Below are 21,191 nucleotides of genomic sequence, written 5' to 3' on the forward strand. Positions count from 1 at the left end.
GGCGCTCCGATAGGGTGGAGCCATGGCAGACGGTCTCGATCTCGATGCAATGCTCGCCCGATTCCAAGCCCGAGCCGAATCGGTGAAACAGCGGCAGATCCCACCCGTTGAGGGTGAGGCCCGCCGTGCCTTCGTCGAACAGTCGAAGCTCGACTACCAGGACTTCGCGATCATCGCGAACTCCGACGCGGAACTCGTCGACGGGGTGTTGACGTTCCGCATCGACCTTCGACCTAAAGGGTGAAGGTGCGCACACCGGCGTGGCTCGGAGCAGCCATCGAGGCGATCGATGCGGCCAACGCTCAGGACCCGACGCTGGTCGACGACGCGGGCGTCGCCCGGCCCAAGGAACTCGTGCACGCCGAACACATGACGGCGTGGCTCGACCGACTCGACCCCGACGCCTCCCCGGCGCAACGCCTCGCCGCACGTGCGCATCACTTCCGACGTTGGACCGTTCCACGTTCGGAGTTTCCCGATGGCCGTGCGGGGTACCTGCGCTGGCGCAAACAGGCGCGTCAGCGACATGCCGAGGAGGTTTCGGCGCTGCTCTCCGACCACGGGGTGCCCGCCGAGGTGATCGACGAGGTCGGCCGCATCGTCGCCAAAGCGCCCAGGCGCAGTGAGCGCGGCGATTCGGGCCTGAAGTTAACCGCGTCAGAACCGCACTCGGTCGACATCGACCCGCCTCAGGCGGACTCGCTGGAGGCGGAGGTCCAGACCCACGAGGACTGCTTGTGTCTCACGTTCTTCGAGCTGCAAGGCCTCGACACCGCAGCGCGCCTGGGCGATAAAGCCGCCGAGGTGGTGGCCAAGACGTTGGAAAAGATGAGCGCTCATGGGCGCAGCCATCTCGATCGGGCCGACCTCGACCCTGCTGTGCGTGAGCTCATCTCCTCGGCCCAGTCGACCGTGGAGATCATCGAGCGGCTCGCAGACGCCGATCAACGCTTCACCGCTCAGCGGCGTCGCATCGTCTCATTGCTGCTCGGCGCCGGCCGGCCGGTGTCGATGCCCGAGCTGCTCGACGCCGACCCCGATCTCGCCCAGAGCTCGGTGTATCGAAACCTCGTCGTGCTCGAACAGGCCGGAGTGGTGCTTCGGGTGGTGACCGGGTCGGAGTTCACCCGCTACGAACTCGCCGAGGACCTCACCGGACATCACCACCATCACCTGGTGTGTGTCGTGTGCGGCAAGGTCGACGACGTGACGGTGCCCGACGCGCTGGAACGTCAGCTCGAGGCGACCCTCAGTGCGCTTGCCGAGGCGCACGGTTTCGCGATCGATGACCATCGACTCGATGCGCTCGGCCGCTGCGCCGCCTGCATCGCCACCGCCTAGCCGCGACCTTCAGGCTCGCTACCGCCCGCCTCGTGACCCCCAGGCTCGTGACCCCCCGGCTCGTTCTCCGATAACCAGTGGTCGTGATCACGACCACTGGTTATCGGAGAACGGGCGATGGCGGTATGGGCGATGGCGGTACGGGTGATCGCAGAACGGGCAATGGCGGCGACGACGAAGAAGCCGATGGCCACGAGAATGATCGTCGGGCCCGACGGGGTGTTGGTGGTGCGGGAGGTGGCCACGCCCCCGAGCGCGCTGATGACCCCGATGGCGATCGCCGCCGACATGGTCTGGGCGAAGCTGCGGGCGAGCTGTTGGGCCGCAGCGACGGGCACCACCATGAGTGCGCTCACCAACAAAAGGCCCACGACGCGCATCGACACCACGACCGTCACGGCCGTCAGCACCGCCAACAGCAGGTTCAGGCGCAACACCGGCAGGCCCGCCGCCAACGCGAACTCCTCGTCGTTGCTGGTCGCGTACAGGGCGCGGCGCATCCCGATCGTGACCACGAGAACGACGAGGGTCAACACCGCGAAGGTGACGACGTCGGCCCACGACGTCGTCGTGATCGCGCCGAACAGGTAGCTGTTGAGGTTCACCGGCGTAGCGTCGGGGGCCTGCGACACCATCACGAGGCCTGCAGCGATACCCCCGTAGAACATGATGGCGAGCGCGGTGTCGCCGCCGGTGCGACCGCGGGTACGAATGAGTTCGACCGCGAGCGCGCCCACCACCGCGACCAACAGGGCCATCCACACCGGCGACGTGGAGGTGATGAGCCCGAGCGCAACACCGGCGAGGGCAACGTGGCCGAGACCGTCACCGATCAGCGCAAGGCGACGTTGCAGCAGGTAGATCCCCACCGACGGCGCGGCGAAGCCGATGAGAACCGCGGCGATCATCGCCCGCTGCATGAAGCTGTAACTCCAGATGGCGGCACCCATCGCAGTCACCATCCGATCAGTCCGGTGCCCGGGCGAAGGGGTTCGGAGGTGTGATCGTGGTGTTCGTGGTCGGCGTGATGGGTGTGGGCCGCGTCGGGGGCGCCGTCGTAGGAGATCGAGCCGTCGGCCACGACGAGGACCCGGCCGATCAGGTCGGCCACGACCCCGAGTTCGTGTTCGATGAGCACGATGGTGGTGCCCGCCTCGGCGAGTTGTTGCAAGGTGGCGGCGAGGCGCAACTGGGTTTCGGCGTCGACTCCGGCGGTGGGCTCGTCGAGGATGAGTAGCTCGGGTTCGCCGGCCAGCGCACGGGCGATCGCCACCCGACGCTGCTGTCCACCCGACAGGTGTTGCACCGGTCGGGACGCGACGTGATCGAGCCCGACCGTGCGCAGCGCAGCGCGGGCGGCATCGCGGTCGGCGCGGGTGAAGGGTCGCCACAGCCCGCGGCGGGCGACCCGGCCGCTTTCGACGACCTCGAGGGCAGTGGTCGGGATGTTTGACGCAACCTGGTTTCGCTGGGGCACAAAGCCGATCCGACAACGCTGGGAAAAGCGCCGTGCGGGGGTGCCGAAGAGCAGAATCTCACCGTCGAGCAGCTCGCTCAATCCGAGCATGCCCTTGACGAGGGTCGACTTGCCGGAGCCGTTGGAACCGAGCACCGCCACCACATCGCCGCGGCAGATCGACAGATCGATGCCTCGCACGACCGGCTCGCGGTCATAGCCGAGCGTGACGTGGCGTAACTCCACGAGCGGTTCCCGGCAGTCGTCCTCGCTCACTGGCATCCCCTGGCGGTGCGGATTGCGGCCAGGTTGGCCGTCATGATCGAAACGTAGTCGGTGCCGGGCGATGCCTCGCTCACCCCCTCGATCGGGTCGAGTACTGCGGTGGTGGCGCCGGTCTCCTCGGCCAAGGTGCGGGCGATGGCGGGGTTGGCCAGGGTCTCGAAGAAGACGGTGGTGATGCCGCTGTCGGTGATGTGGTCGGCGAGGCGCTCCAACGCAGCGGGGGAGGGTTCGTCCTCGGGGGTCAACCCGGTGATCGAGTCTTCGATGAAGTCATAACGATCGGCGAGATACCCGAACGCCCGGTGGGTGGTGACGATCTCGCCGCGTTCACAGGTCGCGAGCCCGTCGCGATACCCGGTGTCGAGTTCGCCGAGTTCCGACTGAAAGGTCGCCAGGTTGGTGTCGAACTCCTCGCGATGGTCGGGGCTGGCGGCGACCAGCGCGTCGCGGACCGCGATGGCACCGTCGCTCATCAACGTGGGATCGAGCCAGAAATGGAAATCGATCGGGCCGTGGTCGTGATCGCCCTCGTCCTGATCGGCCTCGTCGTGCTCGGCCTCGTCGTGATCGGCCGCCTCGTGATCGCCCTCCTCATGTTGGGCCTCATGCGGCTCGGAGGATCGCAGGTCGATCACGGTGGCAAGGTCGACGATGGCATCGTCGTTCGCCTCGGCCAACGCCTCGTCGACCGCCGGCTGGAATCCCCGCATCGCCACCACAATCTGGGCATCGGCCACGGCGATGACATCGTCGGGGGTCAATTCGATGTGGTGCGGGTCGGCCCCGGTGGATCCGAGCAAACGGACATTGACACGATCGCCGCCCACCTCACGGGCCAAGGTTTCCGCGGCGTAGAACGCGGCGACGACTTCGATGGCACCGGCCTCGCTGGCCGGCCGGTTGGCCGACGTGTCGGAGCAGGCCGCTGAACCGATCAGCGCCGTGCCCAGCAGCACGACCGCGGCCACGCGAGCTGGCCGGCGGGGAAGGGCGGTGGAAGGCATGCCACCACCATACTTAAAATGAGAACCATTCGCTATATATGCGCGACCTCAGACGCCCTCCGCCACCTGCGCACGTTCGAGGAGTTGTTCAAAGCGGGGGTCGCCGCGCAGCGAACCAAACTCCGGAGCGGTGGCCAGGAGGGTCGCGCTGGGCTCGGCCGACACCGCCCGCTCGAGCCAGGCGAGCGCCGAATCGTTGTAGCCGCGAGTGGCGAATCCCGCCGCCCCCAAATAAAGGTCGCTCGGGGCGCCGGTCGCGGTGACCCGGCGCTGGATGGCGGAGGCGAAGTCGTCCACCGACCCGGCGTGGACCCGCATCTCGAGCACCGCGGCGCTGTCGGCGACATCGGGGGGCAAATGCTGGAGCAGGTCGAGGATCGCCGGATGATTCGGATCTGGCGGCCTCACCCAACGCCGTTCCCGGACATCGGACAGAAGGTGCGGCGCCTGCTGCGCGGTGGTGGTGTCGCCGCGACGCTGTGCCGCGTAGGTCACGAGCCACGGTGAGGGTTCGAACCCCGCAGGAAAGGGTGGCACCGTGCCGGTCGCCCAGCCGCTTCGCTCGGCCGACTCGACCGCGGCGAGCAACGACTGCGCATCCAACGGTGGAGCCTCGCCGGGCCGGCCGATCTTCGGCGTCACGACCGCACGAGCACGCCCCTCCGCCGCCGCACCCAACACGATGATCAACGGCACAAACAACGACCCCGAGGTCAAGAAGTTCACGAACCGAACCCCCTCGCGAGCCATCATCGTGACAAAGGACGGGTCGAACAGATCCATCTGCGGCGGGGTGAGATACAGCGGGGAGTTTCGCTCGGAACCGCCCGAAATGACGTACATCAATGCGAGCACGGCAGCGACCCCGTAGGACCACCGAGCCATGATCGTGGAGGTGGCATCGCCAAAACGGCCGCGCAAAAGGCGCTCGACGATTCGGCCACCATCGAAGGGCAACGCCGGGATCAGGTTCAGCAGTGCGAGCAACACCCCAGCCCAGGCGACAGCGGCGTAGACGTTGGCCGGCGTTTCGAGCGCACTGAAGGTCGCGACCGACGTGAAATCGGCGGATTGTGCGACCGACCGAGTCCACAACAGGGTGGCGTACAACGCCGGCAACGCCACGATCAACTGGGTGGCCGATCCCGCCGCGCTGATGGCGATCTGTTGACCGCGGGTGATCGTCGCGGGCGGCACATAACTCGTGTAGCCGCCGAGAAACCCGACGGTGATGCCCGCCTTGGCCCCGAAATGGCGGGCGACCACCGCGTGACCCATCTCGTGGATGAACAAGAAGATGGCCAGCGCCACCACCGCGTAGATGCCATGGGTTCCGCCGCCCGACCACAGGTAGATCAGCAGGGCTCCGAAGATGAACGCGGGGTCGATTCGTACCGGGATCCCGGCGACGGTGAACAGCGGTCTCGCCATGGCGCAAGGCTAGTGCCGTGCCGGGCGCCGGCCGACGGCGCGACACCGGCGGCGGCTACCGCGCGAAGTTTGTGCCGAAACCGACACCCCGTGTCGCTTTCGGCACAAACTTCGCGCGAATTGGGCACTCGAAAACGACGAGGCCCCCTCCGAAGAGGGGGCCTGTGCTGAGCGGACGACGAGATTCGAACCCGCGACCCTCACCTTGGCAAGGTCGAAAGCACCGTTCATCCGGTGCCGAGAAGCCCTACAAACTGGGGTTTCGTCCCACTCGCTAGCCGACGGATGACATCGAATATCGGAAGGTAGTCGAACGCTCTACTTCGTGGCTGGGGCCAGCCTCCGATTGATTGACCACTGACGGTCAAGACCGGCGACACGCGCCGTCCTGGGCTGTTCTACCGGAAATCAGGGGGCCCGAGGTTGGCGGCACGTCATCCTCCCAGACGTCGCCGGCTCGAGTAACGACGGCGAAGCGGACAGCGAACACGACGGCGAAGACGACGGCGAACCGGACACCTCCATCCTGACCGCCACCCTCGGGCCTGCTCCTCGGCGTCCCGGTCGGTCTGCCTTGGTCAGGGATGACCAGCGAGATCTCCTGACCGATTTCGATCTCGCGTTCAGAGGTGTGTCCAGGGTGACCAGCCATTGTCGGACCCCGGCGCGGTCGTGCTTCATCCGCTGAGTCGGGGTCTCGATGCGCCTAGCGATACCAACAGCCGACAACGCTTGGAGTTTGCCGATGAGTACACCTGATCTGTTGACCATCACGGAGGCGGCCGTCGTGTTGCGCATCGGTCGGACCACCGCCTACGAGCTCGCCCGACGCGACCTTGCCACCGGCGGGGGAGAAGGCTTGGGGGTGATCCGTGTCGGAGGGCAGCTGCGGGTCCCACGGGTGGCGCTGGAGCGCCTGATCGGCGCCCCGATCGTGTTGTCGGTGGAAACGGGCGCCGTCGACGGCTCCTCTGGGAGCGTCGCAGCGGCGGTCTTGCCCGCTGCCATACCGAACCCGACACCAGCTCGTGTCGACCACACCAGCGATGGCCCCGGCCGCTGTCGTCGGCTTGTGTCGATGGATCAGCTGAGGTTCGATTCGTGACCAGTTGCGCGGTCGGCTGGACGGTGCCTTGGTCAGGTGCCATTTCGTTCGACGCACTTGCACCACGGTGCCCTGGCGTCGGTCACGCCGGTTGTCACCTTTTGTGGTCGCCTTGTTGAGTCTCGGCAAGCTCGCTGCCGGTGGCGGTGACTACTACACCGCGATGGTCGCTGACGGCGCCGAGGAGTACTACACCACCACTCGCGAAGCACCCGGCGAGTGGGTGGGTGCGGCGGCGCAGCGGTTGGGATTGGCCGGCACGGTCCGACCCGAAGACTTCGCTGCTGTGCTCGAGCACCGCTATCCGGGAACGGACGTCAGGGTCACCGCGTCACGGTCCGCTCCGACCGTGGCGGCGTTTGATGCCACGTTCAACGCACCGAAGTCGGTGTCGGTCCTCCACGGTCTCGGCACCCCCGACATCCGAGCTGTGGTCCGGCTGGCGCACGATGTCGCGGTGCGTGAAGCGCTCACGGTGTTCGAGACGGAAGCGTCACGGGGTCGGCGTGGCCACGGCGGCGCTGAGATAGTTGCCGGTGACGGGTTCGTCGCCGCCGCGTTCCGGCATCGCACGTCGCGTGCCGGTGACCCGCATCTCCACACTCACGTGGTGATCGCGAACCTGGTTCATGGGCCCGACGACCGGTGGACAGCGCTCGATGCGCGGCCGTTGTACCACTGGTCCAAGACCGTCGGCTACCTCTACGAGGCCGAGCTCCGCCACCAACTCGCCACCACGCTGGGTGTCGACTGGCGGGCGGTGCGACGCGGGATCGCGGATCTGTCGGCGGTCCCGATGCAGGTCGTCGACGAGTTCTCCACACGACGCCACGAGATCGAAGCTCACATGGCGGAAAACGGGTTCGACACTGCTCGCTCCGCACAGCTCGCGGCGTACGCCACCCGACGGATGAAGGACCATTCGGCGACCCCCGAGTTACTCGCACAGGGCTGGCGGCAACGGGCCGCCGAGTTGGGGTTCGACTGCGAGCAGGTGTGCGACCGACTCAACGCCGACACGCTCACGCCCCGATCGACCGGACTGGTCCACCTCACTCCGGATGTTCGAGCACCTCGCCGGCCCCGATGGGCTAACACGGAACCGGTCGACGTTCGGACGGCGCGAGGTCATCCAGGGCATCTGCGACCTCCTGCCGAACGGCGCACCCGTCGCCGACATCGGCCAGTGGGCCGACCTGTTCATCGAGTCCGGACATTGCACCCGACTCGCCGGACCCAAGTCCGCCGTCATCCGAACCAACGACGGCCGAACCGTCTCGGCACGAACCGACGAGACTCGCTTCTCCACGCCCGGCATGCTTGCCACCGAACAACGACTGATCGCCTCGGCCGTCGACCGCGTGGAGGCTGGCGTCGGGATCGCCGACCCACACCACGTCGGTATCGCGATCGCACAACGGCCCTCGATGAGTATCGAGCAGGCCGACATGCTGACCCGAATCTGTGGGAGCGGCCGAGGTGTCGACCTCGTGGAGGGCGTCGCCGGCGCGGGCAAGACGTTCGCACTCGCTGCCGCCAACCAGGCATGGACCGACTCTGGCCACACCGTGATCGGCTGTGCGCTCGCCGCGAGGGCGGCACGGCAACTCCAGACCGATGCCGACATTCCGTCGTCCACGATCGATCGGTTTCTCATCGACCTCGACCGTCCCGAACGGGGCGGTCTCGCCGCGAACACTGTGATCGTGGTGGACGAGGCCGCAATGGTCGGCACCCGCAAGGTCCTCCGCCTTCTCGACCACGCCCGACAGGCCGACGCGAAGGTCGTGTTGGTCGGCGACCCGTGCCAGCTTCCCGAGATCGAAGCTGGCGGAGCGTTCGTCGGGCTCCGCCACCGGCTCGCCGCGTCACACCTCACCGAGAATCGGCGACAACGCGAGCCGTGGGAACTCGCCGCGCTCGCCCGGCTTCGGTCCGGCGACACCGACACGGCCCTGAACACCTACCTCGAACGAGGACGAGTCGTGATCGCACCCGACGGTGCCAAAGCACGGAGTCGGATGGTGACCGATTGGCTCGATGCCCGCCGGGCCGGGTCCGCCGTGATGCTGGCAAGTCGACGCGGCGATGTTGATGCGCTCAACAAGGCTGCCCGGACTGTGCTCCGCGCTGAAGGGACGATCGGTCCCGACCAGATCTTGGTCGCTGGGCAAGGCTTCGCCGACGGCGATGTTGTGGTGGCACTGCGGAACGATCGCCGGCTCGGCCTGCTCAATGGCACACGAGCAGTCGTCGAGCAGGTCGACACCGACCACCAGGTCATCCGGTGCCGTGCCGAAGACGGCCAGGCCGTGAACGTCCCGTTCGGCTACGTCGCTGATGGACATCTCGCCCACGGGTACGCGATGACGATCCACAAGTCCCAGGGCGCAACCTATGACCGGTGCCTGATCCTGGCCGGAGATCAGCTCACCAAAGAACCCGCCTACACCGCGATGTCACGAGGACGCATCGGCAACACGATGTACCTCGTCGACAACAACCAACGGGAAACCGAAGCCCACGCCGACGAGATCGAACCGTCACTCGTCGATCGCGTAAGGGCATCGATCAGCCGGACCGGGGCGCAGTCCATGGCGATCGAACAGACGGCGGAACTGGGCGACGACGTCGACACGGATGTCGGTATGGATCTTTGATCGCCTGATGCAGCCCCGCAGTTCCGCAGCCGGCGGTTCGCCAACCTTGTTGGACGCGTGCCGGCACAGGCTTACTGCGCGTCGTGGTGCTATCGCCCCCGACGAGCCGCAGGCCGCAAGCCTCGGGGCCGCGGCCCTCGATCGAAGGCGGGCACGGTGTCCGTTGCTTGCACACCTTCACGTTTCGAGAACACGGGAGAGAATCAAGCTATGGTTCACCATGAGGATGAAGATTGTTGGCCAGCCTCCGAAGGAGAACGATGTATCGCAGGGTGATTGCCCCCGTACTCGGAGCGGCGTGCCTCGCTGCGGGCCTGATTTGGTGGTCGCAGCGGCCCGAGACGTCGACCGTCTCCGTCGGCACCGATAGCGCCGCTCCGGCCGCCTCCCAAACGTCCGGCCTTCCAGCAGGAGAGTCGTTTGACGGCGTCGCCACTGTCGGGAGGTTTGTGCTGACGTACGCCAACGCGGATCGGCAGGGAAAGGAACAGCGCGACTCGGTCGCCTATATGTCCCTTGACGGCGGTCGGACGTTCGAACGGAGCAAGGCATTTCCGAATGATGCCTTCCGTCTCGCGGTCGGCGCATCTGGACCGAACGAGTTCCTGGTCGTGGGTTCAACGTGTACTGCCGTCTCCGACGAGGAGCAGCTTCCGTGCGGACTCGGCGACCGGCTCACCATCCGCTACGACGCCGTGGCCGATTCGGTTTCGGCGGTCGACCCCGCGCCGGCCGGCGATGTGTGGGACCTCATCGACGACGACACCACGATCGGCCCTGTTGCCGTGATCACCGGTCCCGAAGGTCTCGTCACCGCCTTCGCGCTCTCGAACGACCAGAAGTGGGCACCGATCGAGCTTCCAAAGAGCACTTCGGCGCTGTGTGGGACGCGAAACCACTTGGTGGCCCTCACCTCGGACCAGGCGGTCGTGACGACGCCGACGACGCCCCTCGAGACGATACCTGTTGCCCCTGGCGGTGAGACTGCCACGTGGACCGCGTGGTCCGACTCCGGTGACGGGTGGTCCGTCGTCGCGAGTGCGAAGTTGCCATTGGCGCCGGGCGATCGCTCCGTGTCGGCCCGAGCGACCTGTGGTCCCGATGGCACTGGGATCGCGCTGGCGACCGGCCGGGTGATCAGCATTGCGGGCGATGCCAAGGAGTGGCACGCAGACGTCGCCGATCCGGCGCTGGGCTTCATCTCGATCGATGGATGGCTCGGTCGCGATACCGCAGTGATCGGGACCGACGTTGGCAGCGGGTCGCTTCTGTTCGCCGGGACGTCGGCCAGGTTCACCGCTGACGACCGCGTCGACCGGCCCCTGCCCACAACGTCGAGCCGGTCCCGCGGCGCGGTCGTCGTTATCAACCCGACCAACGACTCGGCCGCAGCGTCGGTGTCCACCAGCCCCACCGGAGAGAAGTGATGAAGAAGTCAACCCTGGCCCTCGGAACGATGGCGACGGCAATCTTGCCCGTGGGGACAATGGCCTTGGCGCCGGCCGCCGGTGCCTCCTCGGCCCAGTTCTACGGGGTTCAGTTCAATATCTGCTCCTGGAAATGCACGCCGACCTCGAGTGGGGGAGGTGGGCAGAACTCCGACAGCACCAACACTAACTTCGGCATCAACCCGACCAATGAGATCTGGGCCGTGATCGCCTATCAGCGATTCCCCCGCTTCATCTCACTCAACGAGGTATGCACTCGCGGATTCAACAACCTCGCGAACACCTTGGCGCCCTACGGCTACTCGGGCTATCTCTATCAGGCGAAGGGTGGGCTGACGTCGTCGGCGGGCGGATGCCAAAGCTTCGGCAACGCAGTCTTTTTCAAGGGCAGCGGGCCGGGTGCATTTTTCTTCAACGCCGGGCCCCAGGACCCGAACTCGACAGAGGTGCGAGGCGGTATCTGCGCCCCGTCTGCTGGTGATGGAGGAGACCTGTGGGCGTGCTCCACCCACCTCGCTACGCCAGTCGCTGCCCAGCAGGCCAGCGCCATCCGCGGAGGCCTTGATGCCTGGCTCAACAACCAGGCCGGTCGATCGAACAACGTGCTCGCCGGGGACTTCAACGCCACCCCCGGATCGGCCGCCACCGGGGCGATGACCAACTACACCGACATGATCTCGGGTGTTGCCGTCACCTACGAGACCAATTCGAACCACATCGACTACATATGGGCGCACGTGCCGAACCTGGCCGGACCGGACGCGATGGGCAATGTGCCCCCGTGGAGCTACTCCGCCTCGGATCATCGCCAGATCTGGGGTTCGATGCACATCAAATGATCGACAAGTTCGCGTATACGGACGCGGTTGCAGTGGACTCGCGGTCAGGCGCCGTCCTTCTCGGGGACCCAGATTCCACAATTCGGGCATGGTATTGCGCAGGAAAGCCCTTGCTCTCGATCGTGGTCGGTGTCTTGGCTGACCAGCGCAAGCTCGCCTTCGACGATCGATTGCATGACCTCATCGGCGCCGCGGGGTGGCTCGGCGACGCCACCCTGGCCGACCTACTGTCGCACGGATCGGGGATCCTCGAGCCAGATGCAGTCGTGGCGCGCGGTATCCCTTCGAGCCACCGGATGCAGTGGATCGAGACCATCCTTACTGCTCCCGCGCCTGCGCACCGGCCGTCGTACAGCACGTTCGTGGCCTGGTGGCTGGTCGGGCGGATCGTCGAAGAGCGGACGGGCACTCCGATGCAGCGACTCCTCGTCGACGGCCTCCTCGAGCCCTACGACGTCGCACCCCAGGACCTTTGGCTGCACGTCACCCCGAGCGAGTTCGATGGGATAGCGAGTCGGCTGGTCTGGAACACCGACATGGTCGAAGGCTGGCCGATTCCGATGTTGGCCGAGGTGTGTCCTCCAGTTGTCTGCGATTGGAACCCCGGGTTCGGTACCTACGGCACCGTTGAGGCGATGGCACGAGTCATGGCCGGCGTCGTGGGTGACCTGAACGGGCGCGGCCGCGCGCTGACTACCGAGACAGCATCAAGGATCTGCTCGACCGTGCACCGAGGCCTCGACAGCGTCCTCGGCCGAGACGCCGCGTACGGAATGGGCGTGATGACCCAGCTCGACGTGCACGGATTCGGCGATCGGCCGAGCGTGGGGTCGGTCGGTGCGGCCGGCGAAGGAGGCTTGTGCTGGGTTGTTGGCGACCCCTCCGCCGAGATGGCCGTGGCAGTACACGGGCGGGAGCTCGTTGACCCAACGCGGGCGCTCGGCGAACGACGATCGTCGACGGCGACGGCGATCTGGGATGCCGTGAGGCCGCAATGACCACACCCGTCGACGACGCAGTTCTGCGATCCATCGAGGAGCAGATGCGCCTGGCTATTGGCATGCCTGTCTGGGCACCCGATGGCCAGTACCACCACGAGCAAGTCCTCCCCTCGGGCGAAGTCGCGACGCACGTCGAACGCGTGGCCGACGGCCGCGTGAGTGAATGGAAGTGGACCGTTGAACCGGGGGAGGTCGCGCTGGTGCAGCGTGGCCGACCGCGACTCCTCGGGTCGAGCGTCGTTTCGTTCGACGACGCCCGGCGGACCTCAATGAGAGTCCACGACGTTCTTCAAGGGTTGCCACCGTGGGACGACACCAATCCCGACTTCTGGACCGCCTGGCACGGTGTGCCCGGAGCGTCAGTAGACCTCAACATGGCCTTCGTCTCGACGCCGCTTGGCGCTGCGGAGCTGCTCTACCGCTTTCGCGACGGGCGACTGGTCGGCCTGCACGGTGCTGAGGGAGCCAACGGGGACGGGTCGTCCGTGCCGAAGGCGAGAGTGGTGACGGACTGGGCGACCTACATGGGATGGCGGCACGGCGTCGGCGACGAACTCGACATGGTCCGTGGACTCGAAGGCCGATGGTCCACGCTGCTACTCGTGCAGGGTCTCTTTGGCGCTCCTCCACACCGCGCCGCCCGCCGGGATGCTACGCCCTCGCCGGAGCATTTCGCCCCGCACCCTGGCTCCAACCGATAGGTCGCCATCGAGAGGGCGTGAGCACAAAGCCCAGAAGGCGCTAGCGGTCCGGACCCTCGACGGTGGGAACGCGAGACCCGTCGCGCGATAGAGGTTCTCCAGCACCGAAAGGGGGCAGTGCCTCCTCGGGTGGTGGGGTTTGAGGGTGGCGGTGGGGTCCACCACGTAGTGGGGCCATCGGCGTGATCCTCGGTGTGTAGCGCCAACTGCACACCAAGGAGAACCCACCGATGGCCCCTTCTGAGTCTGCCCTGTCCGACCTCCTCGACGCGTTCCGCGCCGGCGATGGCGTCGACCTGATCCGAGAATCCGTTCGCCTCGTCCTCCAAGAACTGATCGAGGTGGAGGCCGGTGAAGCGATCGGCGCCAGCCGTTACGAACGCGTTGACACCCGAGTCACCGAACGCAACGGGCACCGGCCCCGCCTGTTGGCGATCCAGGCCGGCGACATCGAACGGGACCGCTGCACTTGTAGGTGACATCTGATCTGTGGTGCCGAGAGGTGCTGCTGGAAGGATGTTCACATGACCAGGCCCTGACCCTCCGAAACTCGCCGGGAGCGCTCGATAGCCGCCGTAGTCGCCGCCAGCCCCGAAATCCCCAATTCATGGGCATTCTGAGGGCCGCCGGCATTGGCTGACACCCGCTGCACGCACCTTCCGCCGGAGTTCGAGTCCCACCCCGGGCACGCTTGTGATGGAGTGATCACCCCGAGAACATTGGGAACGCGGTGTTCGGTTCAGTGCCGTCGACGGCCTGTGGTCACAGATTGGTCACAGTTGGCTCGAAGAGCGCTGCGACTTGCTGTGCTGCGCCGAGATCCATGCCATCGGTGACGTGGCTGTACACGCCGAGTGTGACCGCGATGGTGCTGTGTCCCAGGCGCTGCTGAACGATTCGGGGGTGGACCCCTGCTCGGAGTGCGAGCGTCGCCCAGGTGTGCCGAAGGCCGTGGACGCCGATGTGGGGGAGTCCGTAGCGGTTCGCCCGTCGGTCGAACCGCTTGGAAACTGCTTCGGGGTGCAGCCAGTCGCCGCTGGTATCTGCGAACGCCAATTCGTCCGACGAGGCCTGACCCTGACCGAGGGACAGGCGCTCTGCGGCCCGACGGGCGCGATGCGATCGGAGCGCGGCCGTCGTTCGTTCGTCGAGGGCGATGGTTCGGGCTCCCGCTGCCGTCTTGGGTTGTCCGAACTGAGCGACGTGGTCGACGATGATCAACGTCCTGGTGACCGTGACGGTTCCGGCGCCGAGGTCAACGTCAGCCCAGCGGAGACCGAGCGCTTCGCCGCGGCGCATGCCCGTGGCGGCGATGAGTCGCCAGAGTGGGTGGTCTCTGTCGCCCTCCGCCTCCGACTGTTGGAGGAAGGCCGCGAGTTCGGCGCCGGTCCATACCTTGAGCCCAGCCTTCTGGACGGCGGTCGACGGAGGTGGGTCGGCGAGGTCTGCCGGGTTCGACTGGAGGAGGCCGTGCCGAACGGCATCCTTCAATGCCCGATGGAGGACGGTGTGGATGTACTGGACAGTTCTAGGTGAGAGGCCGCGTTTGGGGGAGCGAAGGTTGGCGCCGGGCGCAAGCAGCTGTCCGTAGAGCCGATTGAGCGCCGGTCCGGTGAGCTGCTTGAGCTTCATGTCGCCGATGCGCGGCATGACGTGACGCTCGAGGTTCTGTTCATAGCTGAACAGCGTCGCCGGCCGGACGGTGGCCGGCAGCGTGTCGGACAGCCACTCTCGGAGGTAGCCGGCGACGGTCAGCTTGCTGTCGTAGGTGAACGTCCCGGTCCGTGCCTTGCCTCGGAGGTCGTCGAGCGCCTCCTGGGCGGCAGCCTTGGTGGCGAAGCCGCGTCGTCGCGCTTGGCGTCGCTCCCGCCAGACCCCGCCAGGGTCGGCGCCGGGACCGAGGTCGACGATGAACTCCCATAGCCCAGTCGTCGGGTTCTTGCGTGGAGCGACCGATGGTGCGCGCCGGTTCCTCTCGGGTGTCGGTTCTGTCACGGTTTCCTCGTTGAGCGGAGTGTTCGTTGGAGGACGCTGGCGTCGAGGCCGTCGAGGTGGTCGGGCGTGGCTGCCACTGTCCCGGCGGGTGGGGTGAGCAACCAGCTGACGGGCCGGTCGAAACAGCGGGCGATTGCGACGAGTTCGTCGGCGGAGAACTGTTTGATACGGACCCCGTCGACCGACCGCTCGACGGCCGAGTAGCTCGCTCGCGACCAGCGCACTCCGAGGAACGGTTCGAGCGCCGCGGCGGCCTCGGGTTGGCTCCACCCGCGATCGGTGCGGGCACGCGTGAGGTTGAACGCAACGATCTGGTTCGGCGTGAGGCGCTTCGGGCGGCTGGGCACGTCGCCGACTCTACGCTTGCGGCGCCCCGCTGTCATCAACGAAATAGTTGACACTTACGCGTCAAAGTCGGGACTCGTTGATGGTCACCCCTGAACGCGGGATTGTTCAGGTCGGTGGTCAGGATGACCATCGGAGTGGCCGGATCCGACGCTGTCACCGTGGCGACAGGAGAGGCGACAGTGAACACGACGGTCCGGTGGACGGCCGACTGGACAGTTTCGTTCCCTCGGGAGGATTCGACAGATATCGCCTTCGGCGGGACCCGCGCGCGCATAGGTAGGGAAACACCTCAACCCTTGGAGAAGCGCAGATGTCACTACCTGAATTGTTCACTGTCACCGAGGCGGCCGTCGTGCTGCGCATCGGCCGGACCACCGCCTACGAGCTCGCCAGACGCGACCTCGCCACCGGGGGCGGGGAGGGCTTGGGGGTGATCCGGGTCGGAGGGCAGCTCCGGGTCCCCAGGGTGGCCCTTGAGCGGCTGATCGGCGCCCCGGTCGGGACACCGGTCACCACCGGGCCGACGGTCCCGTTGGTGCCCGACACGGTGGTGCCGCTCGATGTCGTCCCCGATCCAACGCCTGCTCGCGTCGACCACCCGAGTGCTGCGTCTGGCAGTCGTCGTCGGTTGGTGTCGGTGGATCAGTTGCGGTTCGATTCGTGATCGGTCGCGCGGTCGGCAGGACTGTTGGTTGGTCAGGTGCCATTTCGTTCGACGCACTTGCACCACGGTGCCCTGTGGTCGGACACGTCCGCTGTTCAGGTCGGCGGTCGCCTTGTTGAGCATCGGCAAGCTCGCCGCCGGGGCCGGCGACTACTACACCGCCATGGTCGCCGACGGCGCCGAGGAGTACTTCACCTCGGCCCGCGAGGCCCCCGGCGTCTGGGTCGGTCAAGCCAGCCAACGGCTGGGACTCGCCGGCACCGTCCAGCCCGACGACTTCGCATCCGTCCTCGATCATCAGTATCCGGGAACCAACGTGCGGATCACAGCGGCTCGGTCCGCGCCGAGCGTCGCCGGGTTCGACGCGACGTTCTGCGCTCCGAAGTCGGTGTCGATTCTCCACGGCCTCGGCACCCCCGACATCCGTGCTGCCGTCCGCCAGGCGCACGACGTCGCCGTCCGTGAAGCGCTCGCGGTGTTCGAGTCCGCAGCGTCGCGAGGCCGGCGAGGCCATGGCGGAGCCGACGTGATCGATGGCGACGGGTTCGTCGCCGCTGCGTTCGCTCACCGCACCTCTCGCGCCGGCGATCCCCACCTGCACACACACGTGGTGATCGCCAACCTCGTCCACGGGCCCGACGGGCGGTGGACCGCCCTCGACGCCCGACCGCTCTACCACTGGTCGAAGACGGTCGGCTACCTGTACGAGGCCGAGCTCCGTCACCAACTCACTCGGACTGTCGGTGTCGAGTGGCGGACGGTGCGGCGGGGGATCGCCGATGTCGCCGAGGTGCCGATGCAGGTGGTCGACGAGTTCTCTACCCGCCGTCACGAGATCGAAGCACACCTGGCGGAGAACGGGTTCGACTCCGCCCGTTCCGCACAGCTCGCGGCATATGCCACCCGGCGCATGAAAGACCACACGGCGACACCTGAATCGCTCGTCGACACCTGGCAGCGACGTGCGAGCGAGTTGGGGTTCGATTGCGAACAGGTCTGCGACCGGCTCAACGCCGGAACCCTCACCCTGAGGTGGACGGGTCTCGTCCATCTCACCCCGATGTTCGAGCACCTCGCCGGACCTGACGGGCTGACCAAAACCCGGTCGACGTTCGGACGACGCGAGGTTATCCAGGGGATCTGCGACCGCCTCCCGATCGGCGCTCCCGTCGCCGACATCTGCGAATGGGCTGATCTGTTCATCGACTCCGAACACTGCACACGACTCGCAGGCACCAAGTCGGCGGTCATCCGAACCAGCGACGGCCGGACCGTGTCGGCACGAACCGACGAGAGACGCTTCTCCACCCCAGACATGCTCACCACGGAACGGCGACTGATCGCCGCGGCCGTCGGCTGCGCCGATGCCGGGGTCGGCCTCGCCGACCCACAGGTCGTCGATGTCGCGATCGGACAGCGCCCGTCGATGAGCGACGAGCAGGTGGAGATGGTGAGACAACTCTGCACGAGCGGTCGCGGCGTCGACCTCGTCGAAGGTGTCGCCGGCGCAGGCAAGACGTTCGCCCTTGCTGCCGCCAACCAAGCCTGGACCGAGTCAGGCCACACGGTGATCGGATGCGCCCTCGCCGCCAAAGCGGCGCGTCAACTCCAGACCGACGCCGACATTCCGTCCCGCACCATCGATCGACTCCTCATCGACCTCGACCGACCTGAACGCGGAGGCCTCGCCCCGAACACCGTGATCGTTGTCGACGAAGCCGCCATGGTCGGTACCCGCAAGGTCCTCCGTCTCCTCGACCACGCCCGACAGGCCGACGCGAAGGTCGTGCTCGTCGGCGACCCGTGCCAACTCCCCGAGATCGAAGCCGGCGGAGCCTTCGTCGGACTCCGCCAACGCCTTTCGGCGTCATACCTGGCCGACAATCGCCGCCAACGCGAACCGTGGGAGCGCGCCGCCTTGGCCCGACTCCGGACCGGCGACACCGACACAGCCATCGACACCTACATCGAGCGAGGCCGCGTCGAGGTAGCGCCCACCGGAGCCGAAGCGCGGTCGCGAATGATCGGTGATTGGCTCGACGCACGCCGAACCGGGACGGCCGTCATGCTGGCCAGCCGACGCGTCGATGTCGACGCCCTCAACAGGTACGCGCGTAGGGCACTGCGGAAGGACGGCGCGCTCGGTGCCGACAAGATCATCATTGCGGGCCACGGCTACACCGAAGGCGACATCGTGGTGGCCCTTCGCAACGATCGCCGACTCGGCCTACTGAACGGCACAAGAGCGACCGTTGACGCCATAGACACCCACGCTCAGGTCATGCGGTGTCGCGCTGACGACGACCAGGCGGTCACGATCCCGTTCGACTACGCCGCCGACGGGCACCTCACCCACGGGTACGCGACGACGATCCACAAATCCCAAGGCGCAACCTACGACCGGTGCCTGATCCTGGCCGGCGACCACCTCACCAAGGAATCCGCCTACACCGCCATGTCCCGGGGACGCATCGACAACACGCTGTACCTCGTCGACGACGGTGACCGAGCCACCGACTCCCACACGAACGAGATCGAATCGTCGCTCGTGGATCGCGTGAGGTCATCGATCAGCCGTACTGCTGCTCAGTCGATGGCGGTCGACCAGACGCCGGCGAGCCACGACGACGACCTGGACTTCGAGATCGATCTCTGATCGCGACCGTGCCGATGATCGGCGGGCGCTGTGACGACCGGGGAGGTTGTCCCTGGAGTAGCGGTGTTGGCTGATCTCGTCGTGAGTTGAGCCCCTCCGGACGAGGATGTGGGTCTTCCACAACTCACCGCCTTACCCGGGAGGGCTCCTGTCTCAAGCTAGAAGCCGTCACCCGAGCGCGCCTCTGACCCCGCTCGGGCGCCGCCGCACGGTCGACTGCGCCTCGTCGACCGCTGGTCGATCGAAGCGACCGAGTGGTTCCCGGTCGACCCCACGACCGTCCGGAAGTGGCGCGTCCCGTTCCTCGCCGAAGGCGAAATCGGCCTCCGGGACCGGTCCTCACGCCCGAAACGCGCACTGAACCGGACTCCGCGCCGAGTACGCAGCCTGTTGATCCAGCTCCGTAAGAGGCGCCGTTGGGGTGCAGACCGGATAGCCATCACATCGGGCTCGCCATTCGACGGTAAACACCTCTTGCGCCACGCTGGCCTCGGACGACTCGACAGAGGTGACCGCGCCACCGCACTACCGGTGCGCCGCTACCGGGAGTGTCAGATAAACGGTGGAACTGGTCTGGCCTGACAGGCTGAGCGACTGCTTGGCCGGAAGGACAGCAGCAACCATCATGACTGACATCACAACAACGGATCCGACGACCCAATCGACCGGAGAGGAGTGGCGGTTGCCGCCGCCCGCGACGGGGAGAGTGGTGGTGAGCGATGAGCTCGCCGCCCAGCTCGTTGACCAGGCCCGCGCGGATGGGGTCGACCTGGTTGGCCCTGGCGGACTTTTGGGGGATCTCACTAAGCGGGTCCTCGAGGCCGGCCTCGAAGTAGAGATGGCCGACCATGTCGGCTACGACAAACACGACCCCGAGGGCCGCAATGGCGCCAACTCGCGCAACGGAACCCGTTCGAAAACGGTGCTCACCGAAGTCGGGCCCGTCGAGATCGACGTGCCCCGCGATCGCGATGGCACGTTCGACCCGAAGCTGGTGCGGAAGCGTCAGCGCCGCCTCGCTGGTGTGGACGAGATGGTGATCTCGTTGACCGCGAAGGGTCTCACGACCGGTGAGGTCCAGGCGCACCTCGCCGAGGTGTACGGCACCGACATGAGCCGCGAGCAGGTCTCCAAGATCACCGACGCGATCTTGGGGGAGATGGCCGAGTGGATGACACGCCCCCTCGAACGGGTGTACCCGGTCGTGTTCATCGACGCCATGGTCGTCAAGATCCGTGACGGCCAGGTCGCGAACCGGCCGATCTACACGGCGATCGGCGTCACCGTGGACGGCAAACGCGACGTTCTCGGCCTGTGGGCGGGCACCGGCGGCGAGGGCGCCAAGTTCTGGCTGCAGGTCCTGACCGAGATCAAGAACCGTGGCGTCGACGACGTGTGTATCGTGTGCTGCGACGGGTTGAAAGGGCTGCCCGACTCGATCGCGGCGACGTGGCCGCTGGCGGTCGTGCAGACGTGCGTGTTGCACCTGATCCGCAACACGTTCCGCCTCGCCAGTCGCGCCGACTGGGACCGCATGGCCAAAGACCTCCGGCCGGTCTACACCGCCGTCAACGAGGAGCAGGCCCAGGCGAAGCTCGCTGAGTTCCACGACGCGTGGGGCGACCGCTACCCCGCGATCAAGGGGCTGTGGGACAACGCGTGGGGCGAGTTCATCCCGTTCGTGGACTACTCCGTGGAGATCCGCCGGGTCATCTACAGCACCAACGCCATCGAGTCGCTGAACGCCCGGATGCGGCGGGCGACCAGGGCCCGCGGGCACTTCCCCAACGAGCAGGCGGCGCTCAAGTGCCTTTACCTGACGATCGCCTCGACCCCACCGGACGCGGAGCGCACCGCTGGATGAACCGCTGGAGGCCCGCCCTCAACGCCTTCGCCATCACGTTCGGCGACCGACTCTTCACCACCAACAACTAACAACCGCCACGACCAGTTACACCGTTCTCTTGACACACCCCCCCCAGGCGGATGCTCGATAATCGCGACCGGCCGCTGCTTCGCCGGGCGACACGTCTCACACGGCGGCCGCAACCCGCGCTCGCGGATCTGGCGGGTCAACGTCTGGTAGCTCTGCTCGAACCCGAGACCGACCAGCTCGTCGTAGAGCGTGGTGGCCCACAGGTGCGGGTCTTCGCGCAACCGCTCGCGGGTGTAGTCAACGAACCGTTCGAACGCGTCGCCGCCCGCTGGTGCGCGTACACCGGCAGTGCGTCCGCCAGTCAGATACGCGCGGATCGTC

General features: G+C 66.7%; 17 protein-coding genes and 2 pseudogenes. 12 read left to right on the top strand and 7 right to left on the bottom strand.

Annotated features, from left to right (window positions below; all coding sequences use genetic code 11):
* Positions 1–22: 22 nt before the first annotated feature.
* Positions 23–244, top strand: coding sequence for a hypothetical protein (locus M9952_07440; GenBank protein ID MCO5312755.1), 222 nt, complete (start codon positions 23–25; stop codon positions 242–244).
* Complete coding sequence (locus tag M9952_07445) at positions 241–1,341, top strand: DUF4202 family protein (GenBank protein ID MCO5312756.1); 1,101 nt, start codon at positions 241–243, stop codon at positions 1,339–1,341. The genes M9952_07440 and M9952_07445 overlap by 4 nt, the downstream gene beginning before the upstream one ends.
* On the opposite strand, the gene M9952_07450 is transcribed toward M9952_07445, so the two are convergent.
* From M9952_07450 to M9952_07465, 4 genes are read right to left on the bottom strand one after another with little or no spacing between them, the layout of a single operon-like run.
* On the bottom strand, positions 1,338–2,291 hold the full coding sequence (locus M9952_07450) for a metal ABC transporter permease (GenBank protein MCO5312757.1): 954 nt from the start codon (positions 2,289–2,291) through the stop codon (positions 1,338–1,340). The genes M9952_07445 and M9952_07450 overlap by 4 nt on opposite strands.
* Positions 2,292–2,296: 5 nt before the next feature.
* Positions 2,297–3,073, bottom strand: coding sequence for a metal ABC transporter ATP-binding protein (locus M9952_07455; protein ID MCO5312758.1), 777 nt, complete (start codon positions 3,071–3,073; stop codon positions 2,297–2,299).
* Positions 3,070–4,086 carry a metal ABC transporter substrate-binding protein gene (locus tag M9952_07460; protein MCO5312759.1) on the bottom strand — a complete coding sequence of 339 codons (1,017 nt, stop codon included), beginning with the start codon at positions 4,084–4,086 and terminating at the stop codon, positions 3,070–3,072. The genes M9952_07455 and M9952_07460 overlap by 4 nt, the downstream gene beginning before the upstream one ends.
* 48 nt (positions 4,087–4,134) lie before the next feature.
* Complete coding sequence (locus tag M9952_07465) at positions 4,135–5,517, bottom strand: M50 family metallopeptidase (GenBank protein ID MCO5312760.1); 1,383 nt, start codon at positions 5,515–5,517, stop codon at positions 4,135–4,137.
* Between the two features lie 745 nt (positions 5,518–6,262).
* Here M9952_07465 and M9952_07470 point away from each other — a divergent pair.
* Positions 6,263–6,622 carry a helix-turn-helix domain-containing protein gene (locus tag M9952_07470; GenBank protein ID MCO5312761.1) on the top strand — a complete coding sequence of 120 codons (360 nt, stop codon included), beginning with the start codon at positions 6,263–6,265 and terminating at the stop codon, positions 6,620–6,622.
* A 493-nt stretch (positions 6,623–7,115) separates the two neighbouring features.
* On the opposite strand, the gene M9952_07475 is transcribed toward M9952_07470, so the two are convergent.
* Positions 7,116–7,544: a hypothetical protein gene (locus tag M9952_07475; GenBank protein ID MCO5312762.1), complete on the bottom strand. Its 429-nt coding sequence runs from the start codon at positions 7,542–7,544 to the stop codon at positions 7,116–7,118.
* 139 nt (positions 7,545–7,683) lie between these two features.
* Between M9952_07475 and M9952_07480 the strand changes: the two genes are divergently transcribed.
* The 6 genes and pseudogenes from M9952_07480 to M9952_07505 all read left to right on the top strand — a co-directional run bounded on the left by M9952_07480 (position 7,684) and on the right by M9952_07505 (position 13,726).
* The gene (locus tag M9952_07480; GenBank protein MCO5312763.1) at positions 7,684–9,282 is read left to right on the top strand and encodes an AAA family ATPase; all 1,599 of its coding nucleotides are present in this window, start codon (positions 7,684–7,686) and stop codon (positions 9,280–9,282) included.
* A 260-nt stretch (positions 9,283–9,542) separates the two neighbouring features.
* Positions 9,543–10,709, top strand: a complete 1,167-nt coding sequence (locus tag M9952_07485; GenBank protein ID MCO5312764.1) for a hypothetical protein — start codon at positions 9,543–9,545, stop codon at positions 10,707–10,709.
* Entirely contained in the window at positions 10,709–11,569 is an 861-nt protein-coding gene (locus tag M9952_07490; GenBank protein ID MCO5312765.1) for an endonuclease/exonuclease/phosphatase family protein, read from the top strand. Before M9952_07485 ends, M9952_07490 begins: the two co-directional genes overlap by 1 nt.
* Positions 11,570–11,703: 134 nt before the next feature.
* The gene (locus M9952_07495; GenBank protein MCO5312766.1) at positions 11,704–12,567 is read left to right on the top strand and encodes a serine hydrolase; all 864 of its coding nucleotides are present in this window, start codon (positions 11,704–11,706) and stop codon (positions 12,565–12,567) included.
* The gene (locus M9952_07500; protein ID MCO5312767.1) at positions 12,564–13,271 is read left to right on the top strand and encodes a hypothetical protein; all 708 of its coding nucleotides are present in this window, start codon (positions 12,564–12,566) and stop codon (positions 13,269–13,271) included. Before M9952_07495 ends, M9952_07500 begins: the two co-directional genes overlap by 4 nt.
* Positions 13,272–13,501: 230 nt before the next feature.
* Positions 13,502–13,726: pseudogene (locus M9952_07505) on the top strand (transposase).
* Between the two features lie 307 nt (positions 13,727–14,033).
* On the opposite strand, the gene M9952_07510 reads toward M9952_07505, so the two are convergent.
* Both M9952_07510 and M9952_07515 read right to left on the bottom strand, forming a co-directional pair.
* Positions 14,034–15,266 (bottom strand): site-specific integrase, encoded by a 1,233-nt coding sequence (locus M9952_07510; GenBank protein MCO5312768.1) that lies wholly within the window; start codon positions 15,264–15,266, stop codon positions 14,034–14,036.
* A complete protein-coding gene (locus tag M9952_07515) occupies positions 15,263–15,613 on the bottom strand; it encodes a helix-turn-helix domain-containing protein (GenBank protein MCO5312769.1) in 351 nt (116 codons plus the stop codon). Before M9952_07515 ends, M9952_07510 begins: the two co-directional genes overlap by 4 nt.
* Positions 15,614–15,924: 311 nt before the next feature.
* On the opposite strand from M9952_07515, the gene M9952_07520 reads away from it, so the two are divergent.
* The 3 genes and pseudogenes from M9952_07520 (at position 15,925) to M9952_07530 (ending at position 20,869) form a co-directional block, all read left to right on the top strand.
* On the top strand, positions 15,925–16,278 hold the full coding sequence (locus tag M9952_07520; protein ID MCO5312770.1) for a helix-turn-helix domain-containing protein: 354 nt from the start codon (positions 15,925–15,927) through the stop codon (positions 16,276–16,278).
* Positions 16,279–16,393: 115 nt separating this feature from the next.
* Complete coding sequence (locus tag M9952_07525; GenBank protein MCO5312771.1) at positions 16,394–18,934, top strand: relaxase domain-containing protein; 2,541 nt, start codon at positions 16,394–16,396, stop codon at positions 18,932–18,934.
* A 706-nt stretch (positions 18,935–19,640) separates the two neighbouring features.
* A pseudogene (locus M9952_07530) lies at positions 19,641–20,869 on the top strand (IS256 family transposase).
* The last annotated feature ends 322 nt before the right edge of the window (positions 20,870–21,191 follow it).

This window comes from Microthrixaceae bacterium, from assembly GCA_023957975.1.
Lineage (GTDB): Bacteria > Actinomycetota > Acidimicrobiia > Acidimicrobiales > Microtrichaceae > JAMLGM01.